The following is an 18141-nucleotide window of genomic DNA, read 5'->3' as shown; positions in this document are numbered from 1 at the left end:
GCGTAATCTTTTTCCGGATGCGGGAGGACGTAGGCGAAGTGACGACTAGCCTGCATCACCCAACAACCGACAGCAGCCGGAGCCAGCCCGTGGGGTACGACAGCTTCGAGTGGCAGCAGCCGCCGCCACCGAGCAACGGCGTACCCAGATCCGCCTGGACCCGGCAGCACCGCCGGTTGTCCCGCTGGCACCGGCCCTACACCTTCGCCCTGGTGATCGTCGATCTGGCCTCCGCCCTGGTGGCCAGTTACATCGCCGACTCGTTCCTGGAGAAGTCGAAGAGCGGTTTCATCAACCGCTCCTGGCTCTTCCTGGACGGCATCGAGCTGTTCAACTTCTTCGCCTACGTCGTGCTGCCCCTGGGCTGGTTGCTCCTGCTCTGGACCAACGGGACCTACGACCGCCGCTATCTGGGCCTGGGCAGCGAGGAGTTCAAGCGGGTCGTCCGCACCTCGGTCACCGTCGTCGCCGGCGTCTCCCTGCTCGCGTTCGCCACCAAGGCCGACCTGTCCCGTGGCACGGTCGCCACGGTGTCGCTGAGCGCCCTGGTGCTCATCCTGATGAACCGGGTGATGGCCCGGCAGGTCCTGCACTTCTCCCGGCGCCGCACCGGTCACGGCGCGCACCGGATGGTCCTGGTCGGCACGCTGCCCGAGGCGCTCGAGGTCTACACCCACGTCACGCGCAGCCCCGCGGCCGGTCTGATCCCGGTCGCCATCCACCTCACCGACGGGTACGCGGCCGCCCGCGGCATCGAGACGCCGGTCCCGGTCTACGCCGGCCGCGACGTGCTCTCGCTGGTCCGCGAGGTCAGCGCCGACACGATCGCGGTGTGCGGCTCGGCCAGCAACGAACCCGGCGAGTTGCGCCGCCTGGCCTGGCAGCTCGAAGGCACCGGCGTCGACCTGGTGGTCGCGCCGCAGCTCACCGACATCGCCGGCCCGCGCGTGCACATCCGCCCCATCGAGGGCCTGCCGCTGCTGCACGTCGAGGAGCCCACGCTCTCCGGCCCCGGCTGGCTGGTGAAGAACCTGATGGACCGGGTCGCCGCCGGCCTCGGCCTGCTGCTGATCAGCCCGATCCTGGCCCTCATCGCCCTCGGCATCCGCCTCTCCGACCCGGGCCCGGTGTTCTTCCGGCAGACCCGTGTCGGCCACGACGGCCGCACGTTCCGGGTGTGGAAGTTCCGGACGATGTATGTCGACGCCGAGGAACGCAAGGCCACGCTCGAGGAACTCAACGAGTCCGACGGCATGCTCTTCAAGATGAAGGAGGACCCGCGCATCTTCCCGTTCGGGAGCAAGTTGCGCGCCACCTCCCTCGACGAGCTGCCCCAGCTCATCAACGTTCTCAAGGGCGAGATGTCGCTGGTCGGCCCGCGTCCCCTGCCCGCCGACGACGGCGACTACCTGGGCGACGTCCGCCGCCGCCTGCTGGTCCGTCCCGGCATCACCGGCCTGTGGCAGGTCTCCGGCCGCTCCGACCTCTCCTGGGACGAAGCGGTCCGCCTCGACCTCTACTACGTCGACAACTGGTCGCTCACCTACGACCTGAGCATCCTGTGGCGCACGATCTGGGTGGTCCTGAAGCGCAAGGGCGCCTACTGACCCTGCGGGATGGCGTTTCGGGGCGGGACGCGCGACCATCTCTCCCGTGGCTGGACAGGCGGGGAGTGTGCTGGCGGTCCTGGCCGTCCTGGCCGCGCTCGGTGCCGCGGTCGCCGGGACGGTGCGGCTGCGGCAGCGCCGGGGGATCGCGACGGCGATGCAGCGCGCCACCTACGACGTGCTGCACACCGCCGCGCTCGCGGCCGAGCCGCTGCGAGCCGGGCTCACCCCGGCGACGGCCGGCAAGGCGGTCCGGCACCTGCGGACCCTGGTCGGCGCGGTCGGGATGGCCATCGTCGACGAGGAACGCTGTCTCGGGTACGACGGCCGCGGCTCCCACCACGAGGACCAGCTGATCGCTGCCGCGCGCCGGGCCACCGGTACGCGGCGTTCGGTCGTCCTCAACGGGTCCGACCTTCCCTGTGACCGGGTGGACTGTGTGGTGCGCGGTGCGGTGATCGCGCCGCTCGCCGGTCCGGACGGTCCGGACGGACCGGCCGTGGCGGCGCTGGTGGCGGTGGCCGACGACCAACCGGCGCCGGGTCTGGTGCAGGCCACCCTGGAGACCGCGCGGTGGGCGGGTTCGCAGCTGGCGCTCGCCGAACTGGAGTCGTCGCGGGAGCGGCTGGCGCGGGCCGAGGTGCGGGCGTTGCGAGCCCAGATCAGTCCGCATTTCATCTACAACGCGCTGACCGCGATCGCCTCGTTCGTCCGCACCGACCCGGAGCGGGCCCGGGAGCTGATCCTGGAGTTCGCCGAGTTCACCCGGTACTCGTTCCGGGCGCACGGCGAGTTCACCACGCTCGCCGAGGAGCTGCGGTCGATCGACCGCTATCTGACCATCGAACGGGCCCGGTTCGGCGACCGGTTGCAGGTCCGGTTGCAGATCGCGCCGGAGGTGCTGCCGGTGGGCCTGCCGTTCCTCTGCCTTCAGCCGCTGGTCGAGAACGCGGTCCGGCACGGCCTGTCCCGCAAACCGGGCGTCGGTATGGTGAGCATCGAGGCCCGTGACGCCGGCGCGGAATGTCACATCACGGTCGAGGACGACGGTGTCGGCATGGATCCGGCGGTCTTCGGGCAGAAGAAAGCGCAGCACAACGCGGACGTGGAGGACGGTCAGCACGTCGGTCTGGTCAATGTGGACGAGCGGCTGCGTTCCGTCTTCGGTGATCACAACGGTCTGGTGGTGGAGACCGCGCCCGGCGCGGGGACGAGGGTGAGCATGCGGGTACCGAAATTCCACCCACAGGTGCGGGCATGAAACGGGTCCGGGCATGAGTCTGGTCGTCCTGGCCGTCGACGACGAACCACCGGCGCTCGACGAGCTCGCCTATCTGCTGAACGCGGACGGCCGGGTGGCCCACGTGCACCGGGCCGGTGACGCGACGGAGGCGTTGCGGGTGCTGCGGGACACCGAGGTCGACGCGGTCTTCCTGGACATCCGGATGCCGGGCCTGGACGGCATGGAGCTGGCCCGGATCCTGCGCCGGTTCGCGCAACCGCCGGCGATCGTCTTCGTGACCGCCTACGACGACGGCGCGGTGGACGCGTTCGACCTGGGTGTCACCGACTATGTGCGCAAGCCGGTGCGGGCGGAGCGGCTGGGCGAGTCGTTGCGCCGGGTCGCCGGGTTGCGGGCGACGCCGGCGCCGGCACTGCCGCCGGACGAGCCGGCGATCCCGGTGGAACTGGCCGGCACGACGCGGATGCTGCCGCGCTCCTCGGTGCGGTGGGTGGAGGCGCAGGGCGACTACGCCCGGTTGCACACCGGCGAGGCCTCCCACCTGGTCCGCGTCTCGCTCGCCACCCTGGCCGAACGCTGGGCGAACGCCGGGTTCGCCCGGATTCACCGGTCGTACCTGGTCCAGTTGAAGCTGGTCACCGAGTTGCGGCTGACCAATTCGGGCTATGTGGTGTCGGTGGACGGCGTGGAGCTGCCGGTCAGCCGCCGGCACACCCGGGAGTTGAAGGACCGCCTGATCCGGGCCGCAAAGCACGACTGGACCCGCTAATCCACACGGTTGTCCACAGGTACACAGGGTTCTCCACAGAGTTATCCACAGGCTGATCCGTTTCTCCACACATCGTTCACCACTCCACCTCCACGCCTTCGCCGCAGGTCAATAAGCTGCTGAGCCATCGGCGGAGAAGATCGGGCGGGGGTGGCGGGGCGTGGAGACGGCCGAGCGGCGGGTTCTGGTGGTCGAGGACGAGCCCGCCATCGCGGATGCCGTGGCGGCGCGACTGCGCGCCGAGGGGTTCGCCGTCCGGGTGGTCGGCGACGGGCCGGCTGCCGTGGAGGCGGCCCGCACCTCCCTGCCGGACGTCGTGGTGCTGGACGTGATGCTGCCCGGGTTCGACGGCCTGGAGGTGTGCCGGCGGATCCAGGCGGACCGCCCGGTGCCGGTGCTGATGCTGACGGCCCGTGGCGAGGAGACGGATCTGCTGGTGGGGCTGGCGGTGGGCGCCGACGACTACATGGCCAAGCCGTTCTCGATGCGCGAGCTCGCGGCCCGGGTGCACGCTCTGGTCCGGCGGGCGGACCGGGTGGCCGCGGCGCACGGGTCCCGGATCCGGCTCGGCGACCTGGAGATCAGCCCGGCGGAGCGGCGGGTGACGCGCGCCGGCGTCGAGGTGCACCTGACGCCGACCGAGTTCGATCTGCTGGTGCATCTGGCCGGCCGGCCCCGGACGGTCCTGCCCCGGGAACGGCTCCTGGCCGAGGTGTGGGGCTGGGCCGACGCCTCGGGCACCCGCACCGTCGACAGCCACATCAAGGCGCTGCGGCGCAAGCTGGGTGCGGACCTGATCCGCACGGTGCACGGCGTGGGGTACGCGCTGGAGGCCGGCCGGTGACCGCCCAGTTCCTGCAGTTCGTCCACGACGTCGTCGCCCGGCTGTTCGGCTGGCTGCCCCGGCCGCTCGACCCGGTCCGCTCGATCAAGGCGAAGCTGTCGCTGGCCCTCGGCTTCGCGGGCGGCGTGGGTCTGCTGGTCTTCCTCTGGAGCATCGACTTCTATCGCGGCGACCTGCTGTGGATCGCCGTCGCGGCAGCTCTGGGCCTGGCAACGCTGCAGGTGATGGCGCACGGCGCGACGGTGCCGCTGCGGGAGATGACGGTGGCCGCCCGGGAGATGGCCCGCGGCGACTACACCCGGCGGGTCCGGACCCGTTCGCAGGACGAGGTGGGTGAGCTGGCGGCCGCGTTCAACCAGATGGCCGCGGACCTGGCGGCCGCGGACCGGCAGCGGCGCGAGCTGATCGCGAACGTCTCGCACGAGTTGCGTACGCCCATCACCGCGCTGCAGGCCGTGCTGGAGAACATCGTCGACGGGGTGGCCGAGCCGGTACCGGCGACGATGAGCACCGCCCTGGCACAGACGCAGCGGCTCAGCCGGCTCGTCGGCGACCTGCTCGACCTGTCCAGGTTGGACGCCGGCGTGATGCCGCTGCGCCGCGACGTGATCGACGTGCCGGCGTTCCTGGACGAGGCGGTGCGCGCGGCGGCGGTGAATGCCGGTGGCACCGGGCAGGACGTGCGGTTCGAGGTTTCCGCGCCGGGCATGGCGATCTCCGGTGACCGCGAGCGTCTGCACCAGGTGCTGGCGAATCTGCTGGACAACGCGGCCCGGCACAGTCCGCCGGGCGGCATGGTCACGGTCCGCGCGGAGCGCCGCGACGAGGATCTGCTGCTCGCCGTGGTGGATCAGGGCGCGGGCATCCCGCCGGCGGAGCGGGAACGGGTTTTCGAGCGTTTCACCCGCGGCGAGCGGGCCACCGGCGGCGGGACCGGGCTGGGCCTGGCGATCGCCCGCTGGGTGGTCCAGCTGCACCGGGGAACCATCGCCGTGGTCGAGCCGGACGGCGACCGCGGCTGCCACATCCAAGTACGACTTCCGCTGCACACCTGATCCATCGGTATTGACATTTCCGGACGGGCGGACAGACTGCCGGACATGGCCGCCGATCAGCCCACGACCCACCGCACCCGGGTGGTGCTGGCCGACGCGGCAGCCCGGCGCGACGCCGCCGACCGGGCCGCCAGCGACCTCGCCGAGCAGACACCGATCGGTGAGGCGCTGGTCAAGGGCCTGGTCCGGGCCCAGCTGGCGCTGGCGTTGCGGCTGTCGCTGGTGGTGGCGGCCGGGCTCGGCACACTGCCGCTGTTGTTCGTGGCCGCACCCGGCGTCGCCACGTTCCGGGTCTTCGGCGTCCACCTGCCGTGGCTGCTGCTCGGGCTGCTGTCGTTCCCGTTCCTGGTCGGGGTGGGCGCGGCGTACGTGCGCTGGGCCGAACGCAACGAGCAGGACTTCGCCGCGGTGATCCGGAGGCCGGAGCAGTGAGACGGTCCGAGCGATGAACCCGTACCTCGGCCCCGGCCTGATCGTCGTGGTGCTGCTGACCGTGGCGATCGGCGCGTACGGGCTCCGATTCGCCCGGACCACCTCGGACTTCCTGGTCGCCTCCCGCTCGGTGAGCCCGGCCTGGAACGCCGCGGCGATCAGCGGGGAATACCTCTCGGCCGCGTCCTTCCTCGGCGTGGCCGGCCTGATCCTCTGCTACGGCGTCGACATGCTCTGGTACCCGGTCGGGTTCGCCGCGGGTTACCTGGCCCTGCTGCTCTTCGTGGCGGCACCGCTGCGCCGGTCGGGCGCGTTCACCCTGCCGGACTTCTGCCAGGTGCGGCTCCGGTCGCGGGCGTTGCGCCGGCTGGCCACCGCGTTCGTGCTGTTCATCGGCTGTCTGTACCTGCTGCCGCAGCTCCAGGGCGCCGGCCTGACGTTCGCCACGATCACCGGTGGGTCGTACGCGTGGGGCGCCCTGCTCGTCGGTGTCGTGGTCACCGCGAACGTCGCGTTCGGCGGGATGCGGGCGATCACGTTCGTGCAGGCTTTCCAGTACTGGTTGAAGCTGACCGCGCTGGCCGTACCCATGATCTTCCTGATTCTGCAGTGGCAGTCGGACGGGCGCCCGGCCGCGACGCCGCCGCAGGGCGCGGTCTTCCCGGCCGCCACCACCGTGGTGATCGAGCGGGACGCGGTGCTCGACGGGGTGCGGTCGGTGCGGGCCGGTGAGACGCTGGAGTTCACGGCCGGCGAGCGGGTGCCCCGGATCAGCACGGTCGACGCCGGTTTCGGGCCGGACTGGCTGCTGCCCAGCGGCGACCGGGAGCTGTTCGCGACGTACTCGCTGATCCTCGCCACGTTCCTCGGCACGATGGGTCTGCCGCACGTGCTCGTCCGCTTCTACACGAACCCGGACGGCGCCTCGGCCCGCCGCACCACCCTCGTGGTGCTCGCCCTGGTCGGGCTCTTCTATCTGCTGCCCACCCTCTACGGCGTGCTCGGCCGGATCTACACACCGCAGCTGCTGATGACCGGCCGCACCGACGCGGTGGTGCTGCTGCTCCCGGAGGCCGCGCTCGGCGGCGGGCACCTGGGCCGGCTGCTCGGCGCGCTCGTCGCCGCGGGCGCGCTCGCCGCGTTCCTGTCCACCTCGTCGGGGCTGCTCACCAGCGTCGCCGGGGTGATCTTCACGGACGTCCTGCGGTCCGGGCGCAGCGGCTCGATCCGGGAGTTCCGGCTGGCCACGCTGCTGGCCGCGGTGGTGCCGACGGTCCTCGCCCTCTACGTCTCCGACATGGACGTCTCGAAGGTGGTCGGCCTGGCCTTCGCGGTGGCGGCGTCGAGTTTCTGCCCGCTCCTGGTGCTCGGCATCTGGTGGCGGAAACTGACCGATGCGGGGGCGATCGCCGGACTTGTCGCCGGTGGCGGCGCGTCGATGGCCGCGGTGCTGCTGACCGTGCTCGGCCCGCCCCTGCACGGCTGGGTGGCCACCGTCGTCGAACAGCCCGCCGCGTTCACCGTTCCGCTCGCCTTCCTGGTGATGATCGGTGTCTCGCTGATGACCGGCCGGCGGGTGCCGGCCGACGTCGGTGCCACGATGCTCCGCCTGCACGCACCGGAATCACTGCGCACCTGAGGGTGGTTCCCGGCCGGCCTCGCAGGCCGATACGTTCGACGCATGACCATCCCGGCACAGCGCGTCCCCGGCGAACCGACCGGCGCCGCGGCGCCCGCGATGTCGCTGCGCGGCCTCGTGAAGCACTTCGACGCGCGTCTCGCCGTCTCCGGGATCAGCCTGGACGTGCCGGCCGGTTCGTTCTACGGCCTGCTCGGACCCAACGGGGCCGGCAAGACCACCACCCTTTCCATGGCGGTGGGTCTGTTGCGGCCGGACGCGGGCCAAGCCGTGCTGCTGGGGTACGACGTCTGGCACTCCCCGAGCGAGGCGAAAGCGCTGGTCGGTGTGCTGCCGGACGGTGTGCGCATGTTCGACCGGCTGAGCGGCCCGGAGCTGCTCGCCTATCACGGCCTGCTCCGCGGGATGCCCGCCGACGTGGTCGACCGGCGGGCCCGGGACCTGCTCGACGTGCTGGAACTCCGCGCCGCCGGCCGGACCCTGGTGGTCGACTACTCGGCCGGCATGAAGAAGAAGATCGGCCTGGCCTGTGCGCTGCTGCACGCGCCCCGGCTGCTGGTGCTGGACGAGCCGTTCGAGGCGGTCGACCCGGTGTCGGCCGCACTGATCCGCGACATCCTGCAGCGGTACGTGACGGGCGGCGGCACGGTGGTCTTCTCCAGTCACGTCCTGGAGGTGGTGGAGCGGCTCTGCTCGCACGTCGCGATCATGTCGGACGGGGTGCTGCGGCTGCACGGCACGCTCGCCCAGGTCCGCGGCGACCGTCCGTTGCAGGACGTCTTCGTGCAGGTCGTCGGCGGCCGGGTGGCGACGGGTTCGGAGCTGGCGTGGCTGTGAGCGTCGGATCCTTCGTCCGGCTCAAGCTGCGGGTCACCGGCAACGGGCTGCGCGGCCGGCCGGCCCGGATCGCGGTCTTCGTCCTGGGCGCGGTGGCCGCCGGGTTCGCCGCCGTCGCCGGTTACGCGATCTTCGCGGTGCCCGGCCTGCTCGAGGAGCCACGCGCCGCCGCCCTGCTCTTCCCGTTCGGCGGCGCGGTCGTCGTGCTCGGCTGGCTGTTCCTGCCGCTGCTCTTCTTCGGTGTCGACGACTCGCTGGACCCGGCCCAGTTCGCGCTGCTGCCGATCCCGCGCCGCCGGTTGCTCGCCGGGCTGGGCGTGGCCGCGCTGGCCGGGTTGCCGGCGCTCGCCACGCTCGCCGCGACGGCCGGGACGGTGCACTCGGCGGCCCGGCTGGGTGGTGCCGGGGCCGCGTTCGTCCAGCTGTTCGGCATCCTCGTCGGCCTGCTGCTCTGCGTCGCCGTCAGTCGCGCCCTGACCAGCGCGTTCGCCACCGCGTTGCGATCGCGCCGGGCCCGGGACCTGGCGACCGTGCTGCTCGCCGTGGTGGCCGCGTCGCTCGGGCCGGCCCAGTTGCTGCTGCTCGGCATGGTGAACCGGGCCGACTGGGAGGGTGCCGCACGGATCGCCGCGGTGGTCGGGTGGACGCCACTGGCGGCGCCGTACACGATGGGTCTCGACGTGGTGGCGGGGCAGGCCTGGGCCGTACCCCTGAAGCTCCTGATCGTCCTGCTGGTGATCGCCGGGCTGTTGTTCTGGTGGAGCCGGACGATCGAGGGGGCGATGGCCGGGACCGCCGGCTCGCGGCGGCGGGAGCGAACCGGCACGGCCGACACCCGCGGCCCGGTGGATCGGCTGCTGCCCCGCTGGGCGCCCCGGTCGCGGTTCGGCGCGTTGCTGGCCCGCGAGACGCGGTACTGGTGGCGGGAGAACCGGCGCCGCGCCACCCTGATCACCCTGGCCGTGGCCGGCGTCTTCCTGCCGGTCTCCACCGCGTTCGGCACGCAGGGCGCGGGCGCCGGCGGACTCGCGGTCCTGGTGGGCGCGATCGCCCCGATCGGCCTGGCGAACCAGTTCGGGTACGAGGGCAGCGCCTACGCCACCAACCTGGCGACCGGGGTTCCGGGCCGTCTCGAGGTGCACTCCCGGGCCGCCGCGCACGCCCTGTTCACGCTGCCGATGCTGCTGCTCGTCGCGATCGTGACCGGGTTCGCGACGAGCCGGCCGGAGAGCATCCCGGCACAGTTCGGCACGCTGCTGGCCACCTACGGCGTCGGCCTGGCGCTGGTGCTGCCGGTCTCGGTGGTGTTCGCCTACGCGCTGCCGGACCCGAACACGCCGTTCGCGCTCTCCTCGGGCGGCGGCATCAGCAAGGCGCTGCCCAGCCTGGGTTCGATGGTCGGTGCGCTGCTCGGTGCGGTTCCGGTGCTGGTGACGGCCTACCTACTCGGGCCGGCGTGGCTGTGGCTGGGTCTGCCGATCGGCGCCGGGTACGGCCTGGCCGCCTACCTCGCCGGCTCCCATCTGGCCGGCGCCCTGCTCGACCGCCGGATGCCCGAGCTGCTGAGCGCGGTCTCGACGCGTTAGCGCAGCCCGGTGCGGCCCCTCCTGGCGCACGACGCGTCAGCGCAGCTTGTACAGCCCGTCCTGGCGCACGAAGATCCGGCGGCGCTGCACGGCGTTCCCGGCCGGGCCGAGCACATAGCCCTCCAACCAGATCCACCCGTCGTAGGTGACCCGCGGATCGACCCGGATGACCCGGAACGTCAGCGCCCGATCGCCCGAGAACTGGACGCTCGCCTCGGCACCGACCCGGACGACGTCACCCGGCCGCAGCACCCCTTGTGGCATCCACCCTCCCGGCATCTGGGTTCCTTCAAAATAGTTCATGATCAATTGATGGGCACCGCGGCATGCGCGATCTGTAATCGCCGAGAATGATCGGGTGAGCGTCAATGAGCCGGGTGGCCGCATCCACTCCACCGATCCGTTCGCCGTACCCGACTCGGCGAAGTCGGCGGTGCGCCGGCTGCGCGGCCGGTTCGCCGCGCCCGTCACGATCTGGACCACTCCCGGACCGGGCGGGCTCACCGTGTCGTCGACGGTGGTCGCCGACGGCGACCCGGGACGGATCCTCGGCCTGATCGACGAGGAGAGCGACTTCTGGGACGCCGCCGAGGCGGCCGGGCGGTTCGCGGTGGTGCCGCTGACCCCGGCCGACCGGCAGCTGGCGGACCGCTTCGCCGGGCTGATGCCGTCGCCGGGCGGCCTGTTCGCGGCCGGCGAGTGGCAGCAGACCCCGTTCGGCCCGGTGCCGGCGGGCGCCGCGAGCTGGGCCGGCTGCCGGCTGTCGTCCAGCCGGGAGTGCGGCTGGGCGCTGCTGGTCGAGGGCGTGATCGAGACGATCACCGTCGATGGCGCGCCGCGGCCGCTGGTGCACTACCGGGGGCGGTACGCGGAACTGGCCTGACCGCCGCTCGGCGCAGTCAAACCACCACTTGGCGCACACGACGACCGGCGGCCGGTGACGTGGCGCACACCTTCGTACGGTGCCGGAAAGCTCCGCCCCGACGAAGGTGGTGAATCACCGTGCCGGCACCCGCCGAGAGATACCTCGAAGTGCAGAACTCCGAGGAGTTCGCAGAACTGCGCCACAAGCTGCGCCGCTTCATTTTCCCGACGACGATCGCGTTCATCGTCTGGTACGCCCTCTACGTGCTGCTGTCCGCGTACGCGCGGGATTTCATGAGCATCAAGCTGATCGGCAACATCAACGTCGCTCTGGTCTTCGGTGTCCTGCAGTTCGTCTCGACCTTCGCGATCGCCTGGGTCTACTCCCGGTACGCGGCGAAGGAGCTCGACCCGCGCGCCGACCGCGTCTACGACGAGCTGGAGAACGGCTCGGCCGCGGCCGGTTCGGCTCCCGCCGCTGACGGAGGTGCCCGCTGATGGAGTCCCTTCTCGCCGCCGAGGCCAGCACCAGCACCTCGCGGACCCTGACCATCACGCTGTTCCTGGTCTTCGTGGCGATCACCCTGGGCATCACCGTCTGGGCCAGCCGGCAGACCAAGACCGCCACCGACTTCTACGCCGGCGGCCGGCAGTTCTCCGGGTTCCAGAACGGCATGGCGATCGGCGGCGACTACATGTCGGCCGCGTCCTTCCTCGGCATCGCCGGCCTGATCGCCCTGTACGGCTACGACGGCTTCCTCTACTCGATCGGCTTCCTGGTCGCCTGGCTGATCGCGCTGCTCCTGGTCGCCGAACTGCTGCGCAACTCCGGCCGCTACACGATGGCCGACGTGCTGGCGTTCCGGATGCGCCAGCGGCCGGTACGCACCGCGGCGAGCGTCTCCACCATCGTGGTGTCGATCTTCTACCTGATCGCCCAGATGGTCGGCGCCGGCGCGCTCGTCTCGCTGCTGCTCGGCATCAAGCCGGACACCACGTTCCTGGGCATGGACGCCGACACCGCCAAGGTCGCCACGATCATCCTGGTCGGCGCGCTGATGATCATCTACGTGACGGTCGGCGGCATGAAGGGCACCACGTACGTCCAGATCGTCAAGGCCTTCATGCTGATGGGCGGCGCCCTGATCATGGTGATCATGGTGCTGGCGCACTACAAGTTCAACCTGTCGTCCCTGCTCGGCGACGCCGCCGCCCGGTCCGGCAAGGGTGATGCGTTCCTGGAACCCGGCCTGCGGTACGGCATCGAGTCGGACAGCGCGTCGGCCACCTTCTACAGCAAGATGGACCTGCTCTCGCTCGGTCTCGCGCTGGTGCTCGGCACGGCCGGCCTGCCGCACATCCTGACCCGCTTCTACACCGTGCCGACCAGCCGGATCGCACGGAAGAGCGTGCTCTGGGCGATCGGCATCATCGGCACCTTCTACCTCTTCACGCTGGCCCTCGGCTTCGGCGCGGCGGCCCTGGTGGGAGGCGCCAACATCACCGCGCAGGACAAGGCCGGCAACACCGCCGCGCCGCAGCTGGCCCAGGCGCTCGGCATCGACTACCTGGGCGGCGAGACCGGCGGCGCGATCATGCTGGCGGTCATCGCGGCGGTCGCGTTCGCGACGATCCTGGCCGTGGTCGCCGGACTCACGCTGGCGTCGTCGTCGAGCCTGGCGCACGACTTCTACGCCAACGTGATCAAGCGGGGCAACGCCTCGGAGCGCGACGAGGTCCGGGTCGCCCGGTTCTCGGCCCTGATCATCGGCGCGGTCGCGATCGCCCTGTCGATCTTCGCGCAGAGCCTGAACGTGGCCTTCCTGGTGGCCCTCGCGTTCGCGGTGGCGGCGTCGGCGAACCTGCCGGCGATCCTCTACAGCCTCTTCTGGCGGCGGTTCAACACCTCCGGCGCGCTCTGGTCGATCTACGGCGGCCTGGGCTCCGCGGTACTGCTGGTGTTCTTCTCGCCGGTCGTGTCCGGCTCGGCCACGGCGATGTTCCCGGACTCCGACTGGCAGTGGTTCCCGCTGTCCAACCCGGGCATCATCTCGATCCCGCTCGGCTTCCTGTTCGGCTGGATCGGCACGATCATCTCCAAGGAGACCGACGTGGAGAAGTACGCGGAACTCGAGGTCCGGTCACTGACCGGTCACGGGGCGCACTGATCCGACACCTGGTACACGGGCCGGCGCGTCGCCACGCCGGCCCGTGTGCTATCTCTCACATGCGCCGGGCCTGCTGAAAAACTCCCACCTTCGTGCCGAAGCGAGCCGCGGGGCCGGATGGCTCGCCTTCGCTACGTAATCTGGATCCATGTCGACCACCTCCTCCCACAGCGGCGGCTACCCCTCCGGACGGGCGTCGGTGCCCGCCCACGGGGGCCGGGCTCCGGCTCGTCCCGCGGGAGGCCCGCGCGACGACTACGACGACTACAACTGGGCGCCCTCCGACCGCCCCGGCGGCAGTGGCCCGGGCGGCCCCGGCGGTCCCGGCGGACCGGGCCGTTCGGGCGGCCGGTCGTTCGGCGGCGGCCGGCGCCCGCGTCCCCGCTGGAAGCGCATCGCCCTGGTGGCCGGCGTCGTCCTGCTGGTGCTGGCGATCATCGGCGGCATCGCGGCCTACGGCTACGTCAACGGCCTGGACAACAACCTCAAGCGCACCGACGCGTTCTCGGAGATCACCGCGGAGCGCCCGGCCAAGACCGTCGACGGCGCGTTCAACATCCTGCTCGTCGGCAGCGACTCCCGGGACCCGGACGCCCAGAAGGACCAGAAGAACGCCTGGCGCGCCGACACGCTGATGATCATGCACATCCCGGCCGACCACAATTCGGCGCAGATCGTCTCGATCCCGCGTGACCTGTGGGTGCAGATCCCGAGCGGCAACAACGAGGCGTGCACCTCGGGCAGCCGGGCCAAGATCAATGCGGCCTTCGCCTTCGGCGGCATCCCGCGCGCCGTGCGGACCGTGGAGTGCATGACCGACGTGCGCATCGACCACGTCATGGCGATCGACTTCGGCGGCTTCAAGGAGGTCACCGACGCGCTCGGCGGCGTCGACCTCAAGGTGGACCAGAGCATCACGTCGATCCACAAGCCGTACCGCAAGTTCACCAAGGGCATGATGCACATGGACGGCGCCCAGGCACTCGACTGGGTCCGGCAGCGCAAGCAGTTCGCCCGCGGCGACTTCGCCCGCATGCAGCACCAGCAGCAGTTCCTCAAAGCGGTGATGGACAAGGCGGCGAGCAGCGGCACCCTGACCAGCCCGAGCAAGCTGGACGCCTTCCTCGACTCGGTCTCCGCGGCCGTCACCGTCGACGAGACGTTCTCGCTCAAGGACATGGCACTGCAGTTCCGCAACCTGCGCGGCGAGAACCTGACGTTCCTCACCAGCCCGAACAAGGGCAGCGACACCATCGACGGCCAGTCCGTGGTGGTCTCCGACCGGGAGAAGGCGCTGGGCCTCTACAAGGCGATGGCCGAGGACAAGATGGCCGACTGGATGGCGGCGAATCCGACAAAGAAGTAAGTAACGGATTCCCTGGTCAGACGTGTCTTCATATTGAAACTTGGCGGATCTTCAGTTGGCCGGCAAGTGTCCGTAAGGTTATGCAGCCCCCGACCTCCGCGCCGCCTGGAGAGCTGCATGACCGTCACGGCCGATCAGCCAACGCCGTCATCGGACCTCGCCACGCTGCTCGGCTCCGACTCCCCCGCGGAGCCGCCGCGGAAGACGAAGAAGCGGCGTTCGCCGCTCTGGGCCCGGCTCACCACCTCACTCGGCGTGCTGCTGCTGGTGGTGAGCGGGGGCGGCCTGATCGGTGGCAAGCTGATGATCAGCAAGACCACCGACAACATCGCCCTGGAGAACCTGACCGGCGACGCGAAGAAGACGGTCGAGGAGGGTGGCGGCGCCACCCTCGAAGGCCCGATCGACATGCTCCTGATGGGCGTGGACGCGCGGGAGCGCTGGGCCGCCGACGAGCTGCGGTCCGACACGATCATCATCCTGCACATCCCGGCCAGCCACGACCAGGCCTACCTCATCTCCATCCCCCGGGACACCGAGGTGCAGGCCCCGGCGTTCGAGCCCAGCAGGTACGCCGGCGGCACGGTCAAGGCCACCGAGGCGTTCTACTGGGGGGCGCAGAACGGCGCCGGCTGGACCGGTGGCGCCCAACTGCTCGCCAAGACGCTGAAGGACATGACCGGCATCAGCTTCGACGGCGCCGGCATCATCAACTTCGGCGGCTTCAAGCAGGTGATCGACCAGCTCGGCGGTGTCCGGATGTGTGTCGACCAGCAGGTCACCTCCAAGCACATGAAGCTCGTCGACGGCAAGCCGACGTGGCTGGCCGAGGCGCGCAAAGCCGGCGGGCCGACGAAGGACGTCGTGCACAAGGTCGGTTGCAAGCAGATGGAGGGCTGGGAGGCGCTCGACTACGCCCGGCAGCGCTACGGCCTGAAGAACGGTGACTACGACCGGCAGCGCCACCAGCAGCAGCTGATCAAGGCGATGGCGAAGAAGGCCGCGAGCAGTGGCACGCTCAGCAACCCGCTCAAGATCAGCTCGATCGTCCAGTCGGCCGGTGAGGCGCTCGTGCTCGACATCGGCGACATCGAGCTCACCGACTTCGTGCTCGGGCTCTCCGGCGTCGCCGCCAACGACATGGTGCTGCTGCGGACCAACAACGGCACGTTCTCCGGCAACGGGGCCGGCCGGGAGGTCCTCAACGACAAGAGCCAGGAGATGTTCCAGGCGGTCAAGGACGACACCCTGGCCCGCTTCGTGCTCGACAACCCGGACGTCGTCGCCACCGAGAAGTGAACCGCCGTACGCTGTTCCCGTGTTCGGACCTCAGGTACCCAGCGTTGCCCCTGCCGACGTCGAGCCCGGCGCTTACCTGCTCGACGTGCGCGAACCCGACGAGTGGACCGCCGGCCACGCGCCCGGCGCCCATCACCTGCCGATGATGGAGGTGCCGGCCCGGATGGCGGAGGTGCCGACCGACGCCGAGGTCGTGGTGGTCTGCCGCGCCGGCGGCCGATCCGGCCAGGTCGTCTCCTACCTGATGAACAACGGGTGGGACAACCTGCGCAACCTCGACGGCGGCATGCGGGCCTGGGCCGCTGCCGGCCGTGACGTGGTGAGTGAGGACGGACAGCCGCCCCGCGTCATCTGAGCCGATCCGAGATGTCCGCCGACTCCTACCGGCCGCTCGTCTTCGCCCACCGCGGTGGTGCCGACGCGCTGCCCGAGCACACCCTCGGGGCGTACCTTCGAGCGCTCGACGACGGCGCCGACGGGCTGGAGTGCGACGTCCGGCTCACGCGCGACGGCCACCTGGTCTGCGTGCACGACCGGCGACTCGAGCGCACCAGCAACGGGCGGGGTCTGGTCAGCGCCAAGACCCTCGCCGAGCTGGACGCGCTCAACTACGGCTCCTGGCACCCCGGTTACCCCGCCGACGAGGAACTGCCCGACCTGTCCCGGCTGCTCACCCTGGACCGGCTGCTGGACGCGGTGCTCTCCTGCGGCCGGCAGGTGCGGCTGCTGATCGAGACGAAACACCCGTCGCGGTACGGCGCCGAGGTCGAGCGGCGACTCGTCCGGACACTGCGGCACTTCGGGCTTGCGGAGCCGAAGCCGGACGATCGTGTCCAGGTGACGGTGATGTCGTTCGCCGCGCTGGCGCTGCGCCGAATCCGCGCACAGGCGCCCGCGCTGCCACGCGTCTATCTGATGGAGTTCGTGCCGCCCGGTGCAGGCCGGGGCCGGCTGCCGTTCGGCGCCGGCACCGCGGGCCCCGGCGTCGACCTGATCCGGGCGCGGCCGGCCCTGCTGCCGGCCGTCCAGGCCGCCGGTCACCAGGCCTACGTCTGGACCGTCAACACCGCGGCCGATCTCGAACTGGTCCTCGCACACCGGGTGGACGGGGTGATCACCGACCGTCCTCGCTTCGTGCTCGACCAGCTCGACCGGATGTGACGTACAACACTGACTGCCCGTCAAAGCCAGGATCCGCCCAGGTTCATCTGCCCAAAACGCGACGGGCGAGGCACACTCGCAGACATGCCGGACCGTCCCGACTACGTGACACTGACCCGGGGTCAGCTCGCGGTGCTCGACCGCGTCAACGCCGGCGACTCGGGTCTGTCCGTGCTGCAGCAGATGGTCCGGCTGGCACAGGACACGCTCGGCGCCCTCGGTGCCGGCTTCGCCGAATACGCGGCGGGTCACGGCCGGATCGTCGCGGCCACCGGCGACTGCGAGCCGGCGATCGGCCGCCGGGTGGAGCACACCGACGACCTCGGCTCGGTGAACAAGGCCTTCGCCCGCCAGATCGAGAACGGCGACCTGCGGCACATGCTCGGGGCCCGCTGCGAGCTGAACGGCACGGTCGTCGGCTCCCTGCACGTCCACTTCGGCGACCACGAGCCGGCCGGCCCCGAGCACCACGCCGTGCTGGAACTGCTCGCCGGTTATGCGGGCCGGCTCTACGGCGCGCACGCCGGGCTGCCGGTGCACCCCGCGCCCGCTCCCGACCAGGACCGCCGCCAGGAGGACCGCGACCTCTGGGTGGCGGTCACCAGCCACGAGCTGCGCACTCCCGTCACGGTCATCAAGGGGTACGCGGACACACTCACCAACCACTGGGAGACACTCGGCGAACCGGGGCGCCGGGAGGCCGTGCGCGTCGTCGGCACCCGGGCCGCCGAACTGGCCCGCCTGCTGGACCGCCTGCTCACGGCCGCCACCGACGACGGCTCGGCGGGTGCGCCGGCGGCCGGCCCGTTCGACCTGGCGGAAGCCCTGCGGGAAGCGGCCGGCGAGCTGCCCGGCGCGTTGCGGCAGCGGATCCACTTCGGCGAGCTGCCGGGGGGGTTGCCGAAGGCGTACGGGAACCGGGACTCGATCGCCACCATCCTCACCGAGCTCGCCACCAACGCCGAGCGCAACTCCGGGCCCGACACCCCGATCGAGGTCTGCGCCGGCACGGACGACGACACGCTGCGTTTCCGGGTCTCCGACCGTGGCGTCGGCATAGCTCCCGAGCACGTCGAGCGCGCCTTCGAGCGGTACTGGCAGGCCGGCACCGGCGACCAGCGGCCGCACGGCGCCGGCCTCGGCCTCTACCTGGTCCGCCGGCTGGTGGAGCGGCAGAGCGGCTGGGTCTCGCTGCGCCCGCGTGAGGGCGGCGGCACGGTCGCCGAGGTCCGCCTGCCCCGCTCCTGAGCCGCCGTCCGGTGACACGGGTG

General features: G+C 71.1%; 18 protein-coding genes. 17 read left to right on the top strand and 1 reads right to left on the bottom strand.

What is annotated here, in order from left to right; all coding sequences use genetic code 11:
* Positions 1-17: 17 nt before the first annotated feature.
* From LPA41_RS00310 to LPA41_RS00270, 9 genes are all read left to right on the top strand, one after another.
* Positions 18-1607: a sugar transferase gene (locus tag LPA41_RS00310; protein WP_229067395.1), complete on the top strand. Its 1590-nt coding sequence runs from the start codon at positions 18-20 to the stop codon at positions 1605-1607.
* 67 nt (positions 1608-1674) lie between these two features.
* A complete protein-coding gene (locus LPA41_RS00305) occupies positions 1675-2868 on the top strand; it encodes a sensor histidine kinase (RefSeq protein WP_374238099.1) in 1194 nt (397 codons plus the stop codon).
* Between the two features lie 13 nt (positions 2869-2881).
* Complete coding sequence (locus tag LPA41_RS00300) at positions 2882-3619, top strand: LytTR family DNA-binding domain-containing protein (RefSeq protein ID WP_229067393.1); 738 nt, start codon at positions 2882-2884, stop codon at positions 3617-3619.
* 160 nt (positions 3620-3779) lie between these two features.
* Positions 3780-4463 (top strand): response regulator transcription factor, encoded by a 684-nt coding sequence (locus LPA41_RS00295; RefSeq protein WP_229067392.1) that lies wholly within the window; start codon positions 3780-3782, stop codon positions 4461-4463.
* Complete coding sequence (locus LPA41_RS00290; protein WP_229067391.1) at positions 4460-5518, top strand: HAMP domain-containing sensor histidine kinase; 1059 nt, start codon at positions 4460-4462, stop codon at positions 5516-5518. The genes LPA41_RS00295 and LPA41_RS00290 overlap by 4 nt, the downstream gene beginning before the upstream one ends.
* A 45-nt stretch (positions 5519-5563) precedes the next feature.
* Positions 5564-5950, top strand: coding sequence for a hypothetical protein (locus LPA41_RS00285; RefSeq protein WP_229067390.1), 387 nt, complete (start codon positions 5564-5566; stop codon positions 5948-5950).
* A gap of 13 nt (positions 5951-5963) precedes the next feature.
* Positions 5964-7589, top strand: coding sequence for a cation acetate symporter (locus tag LPA41_RS00280; RefSeq protein WP_229067389.1), 1626 nt, complete (start codon positions 5964-5966; stop codon positions 7587-7589).
* Between the two features lie 42 nt (positions 7590-7631).
* Positions 7632-8426: an ABC transporter ATP-binding protein gene (locus LPA41_RS00275; protein ID WP_229067388.1), complete on the top strand. Its 795-nt coding sequence runs from the start codon at positions 7632-7634 to the stop codon at positions 8424-8426.
* Positions 8423-10012, top strand: a complete 1590-nt coding sequence (locus LPA41_RS00270) for an ABC transporter permease (RefSeq protein ID WP_229067387.1) — start codon at positions 8423-8425, stop codon at positions 10010-10012. Before LPA41_RS00275 ends, LPA41_RS00270 begins: the two co-directional genes overlap by 4 nt.
* Positions 10013-10048: 36 nt before the next feature.
* Here LPA41_RS00270 and LPA41_RS00265 read toward each other — a convergent pair whose 3' ends face one another.
* Positions 10049-10276: a hypothetical protein gene (locus LPA41_RS00265; protein WP_229067386.1), complete on the bottom strand. Its 228-nt coding sequence runs from the start codon at positions 10274-10276 to the stop codon at positions 10049-10051.
* Between the two features lie 94 nt (positions 10277-10370).
* Here LPA41_RS00265 and LPA41_RS00260 point away from each other — a divergent pair, with 94 nt between their 5' ends.
* From LPA41_RS00260 to LPA41_RS00225, 8 genes are all read left to right on the top strand, one after another.
* The gene (locus tag LPA41_RS00260) at positions 10371-10895 is read left to right on the top strand and encodes a flavin reductase family protein (RefSeq protein ID WP_229067385.1); all 525 of its coding nucleotides are present in this window, start codon (positions 10371-10373) and stop codon (positions 10893-10895) included.
* A gap of 119 nt (positions 10896-11014) precedes the next feature.
* Positions 11015-11374, top strand: coding sequence for a DUF485 domain-containing protein (locus LPA41_RS00255; RefSeq protein WP_229067384.1), 360 nt, complete (start codon positions 11015-11017; stop codon positions 11372-11374).
* Positions 11374-13044 (top strand): cation acetate symporter, encoded by a 1671-nt coding sequence (locus LPA41_RS00250; RefSeq protein WP_229067383.1) that lies wholly within the window; start codon positions 11374-11376, stop codon positions 13042-13044. The genes LPA41_RS00255 and LPA41_RS00250 overlap by 1 nt, the downstream gene beginning before the upstream one ends.
* 148 nt (positions 13045-13192) lie before the next feature.
* Entirely contained in the window at positions 13193-14410 is a 1218-nt protein-coding gene (locus LPA41_RS00245) for an LCP family protein (protein ID WP_229067382.1), read from the top strand.
* Positions 14411-14527: 117 nt separating this feature from the next.
* Positions 14528-15709: an LCP family protein gene (locus tag LPA41_RS00240; protein ID WP_229067381.1), complete on the top strand. Its 1182-nt coding sequence runs from the start codon at positions 14528-14530 to the stop codon at positions 15707-15709.
* Positions 15710-15728: 19 nt separating this feature from the next.
* The gene (locus tag LPA41_RS00235) at positions 15729-16064 is read left to right on the top strand and encodes a rhodanese-like domain-containing protein (RefSeq protein ID WP_229067380.1); all 336 of its coding nucleotides are present in this window, start codon (positions 15729-15731) and stop codon (positions 16062-16064) included.
* Positions 16065-16075: 11 nt separating this feature from the next.
* On the top strand, positions 16076-16870 hold the full coding sequence (locus LPA41_RS00230; protein WP_229067379.1) for a glycerophosphodiester phosphodiesterase family protein: 795 nt from the start codon (positions 16076-16078) through the stop codon (positions 16868-16870).
* An 84-nt stretch (positions 16871-16954) separates the two neighbouring features.
* Positions 16955-18118 (top strand): sensor histidine kinase KdpD, encoded by a 1164-nt coding sequence (locus LPA41_RS00225; RefSeq protein WP_229067378.1) that lies wholly within the window; start codon positions 16955-16957, stop codon positions 18116-18118.
* Positions 18119-18141: the final 23 nt, after the last annotated feature.

The sequence above is a fragment of the Actinoplanes sp. DH11 genome (assembly GCF_020873875.1).
In the GTDB taxonomy this organism is placed as follows: Bacteria; Actinomycetota; Actinomycetes; order Mycobacteriales; family Micromonosporaceae; genus Actinoplanes.
Note: the sequence above shows the minus strand (reverse complement) of the source record. Positions and strands in the feature narration are given on the sequence as shown.

Excerpts from the sequence above, each read along its gene's own strand:
- LPA41_RS00310 (WP_229067395.1), top strand. The coding sequence starts at position 18 with ATGCGGGAGGACGTAGGCGAAGTGACGACTAGCCTGCATCACCCAACA.
- LPA41_RS00300 (WP_229067393.1), top strand. The coding sequence starts at position 2,882 with ATGAGTCTGGTCGTCCTGGCCGTCGACGACGAACCACCGGCGCTCGAC.
- LPA41_RS00285 (WP_229067390.1), top strand. The coding sequence starts at position 5,564 with ATGGCCGCCGATCAGCCCACGACCCACCGCACCCGGGTGGTGCTGGCC.
- LPA41_RS00280 (WP_229067389.1), top strand. The coding sequence starts at position 5,964 with ATGAACCCGTACCTCGGCCCCGGCCTGATCGTCGTGGTGCTGCTGACC.
- LPA41_RS00275 (WP_229067388.1), top strand. The coding sequence starts at position 7,632 with ATGACCATCCCGGCACAGCGCGTCCCCGGCGAACCGACCGGCGCCGCG.
- LPA41_RS00265 (WP_229067386.1), bottom strand. The coding sequence starts at position 10,276 with ATGCCACAAGGGGTGCTGCGGCCGGGTGACGTCGTCCGGGTCGGTGCC.
- LPA41_RS00250 (WP_229067383.1), top strand. The coding sequence starts at position 11,374 with ATGGAGTCCCTTCTCGCCGCCGAGGCCAGCACCAGCACCTCGCGGACC.
- LPA41_RS00245 (WP_229067382.1), top strand. The coding sequence starts at position 13,193 with ATGTCGACCACCTCCTCCCACAGCGGCGGCTACCCCTCCGGACGGGCG.
- LPA41_RS00240 (WP_229067381.1), top strand. The coding sequence starts at position 14,528 with ATGACCGTCACGGCCGATCAGCCAACGCCGTCATCGGACCTCGCCACG.
- LPA41_RS00230 (WP_229067379.1), top strand. The coding sequence starts at position 16,076 with ATGTCCGCCGACTCCTACCGGCCGCTCGTCTTCGCCCACCGCGGTGGT.
- LPA41_RS00225 (WP_229067378.1), top strand. The coding sequence starts at position 16,955 with ATGCCGGACCGTCCCGACTACGTGACACTGACCCGGGGTCAGCTCGCG.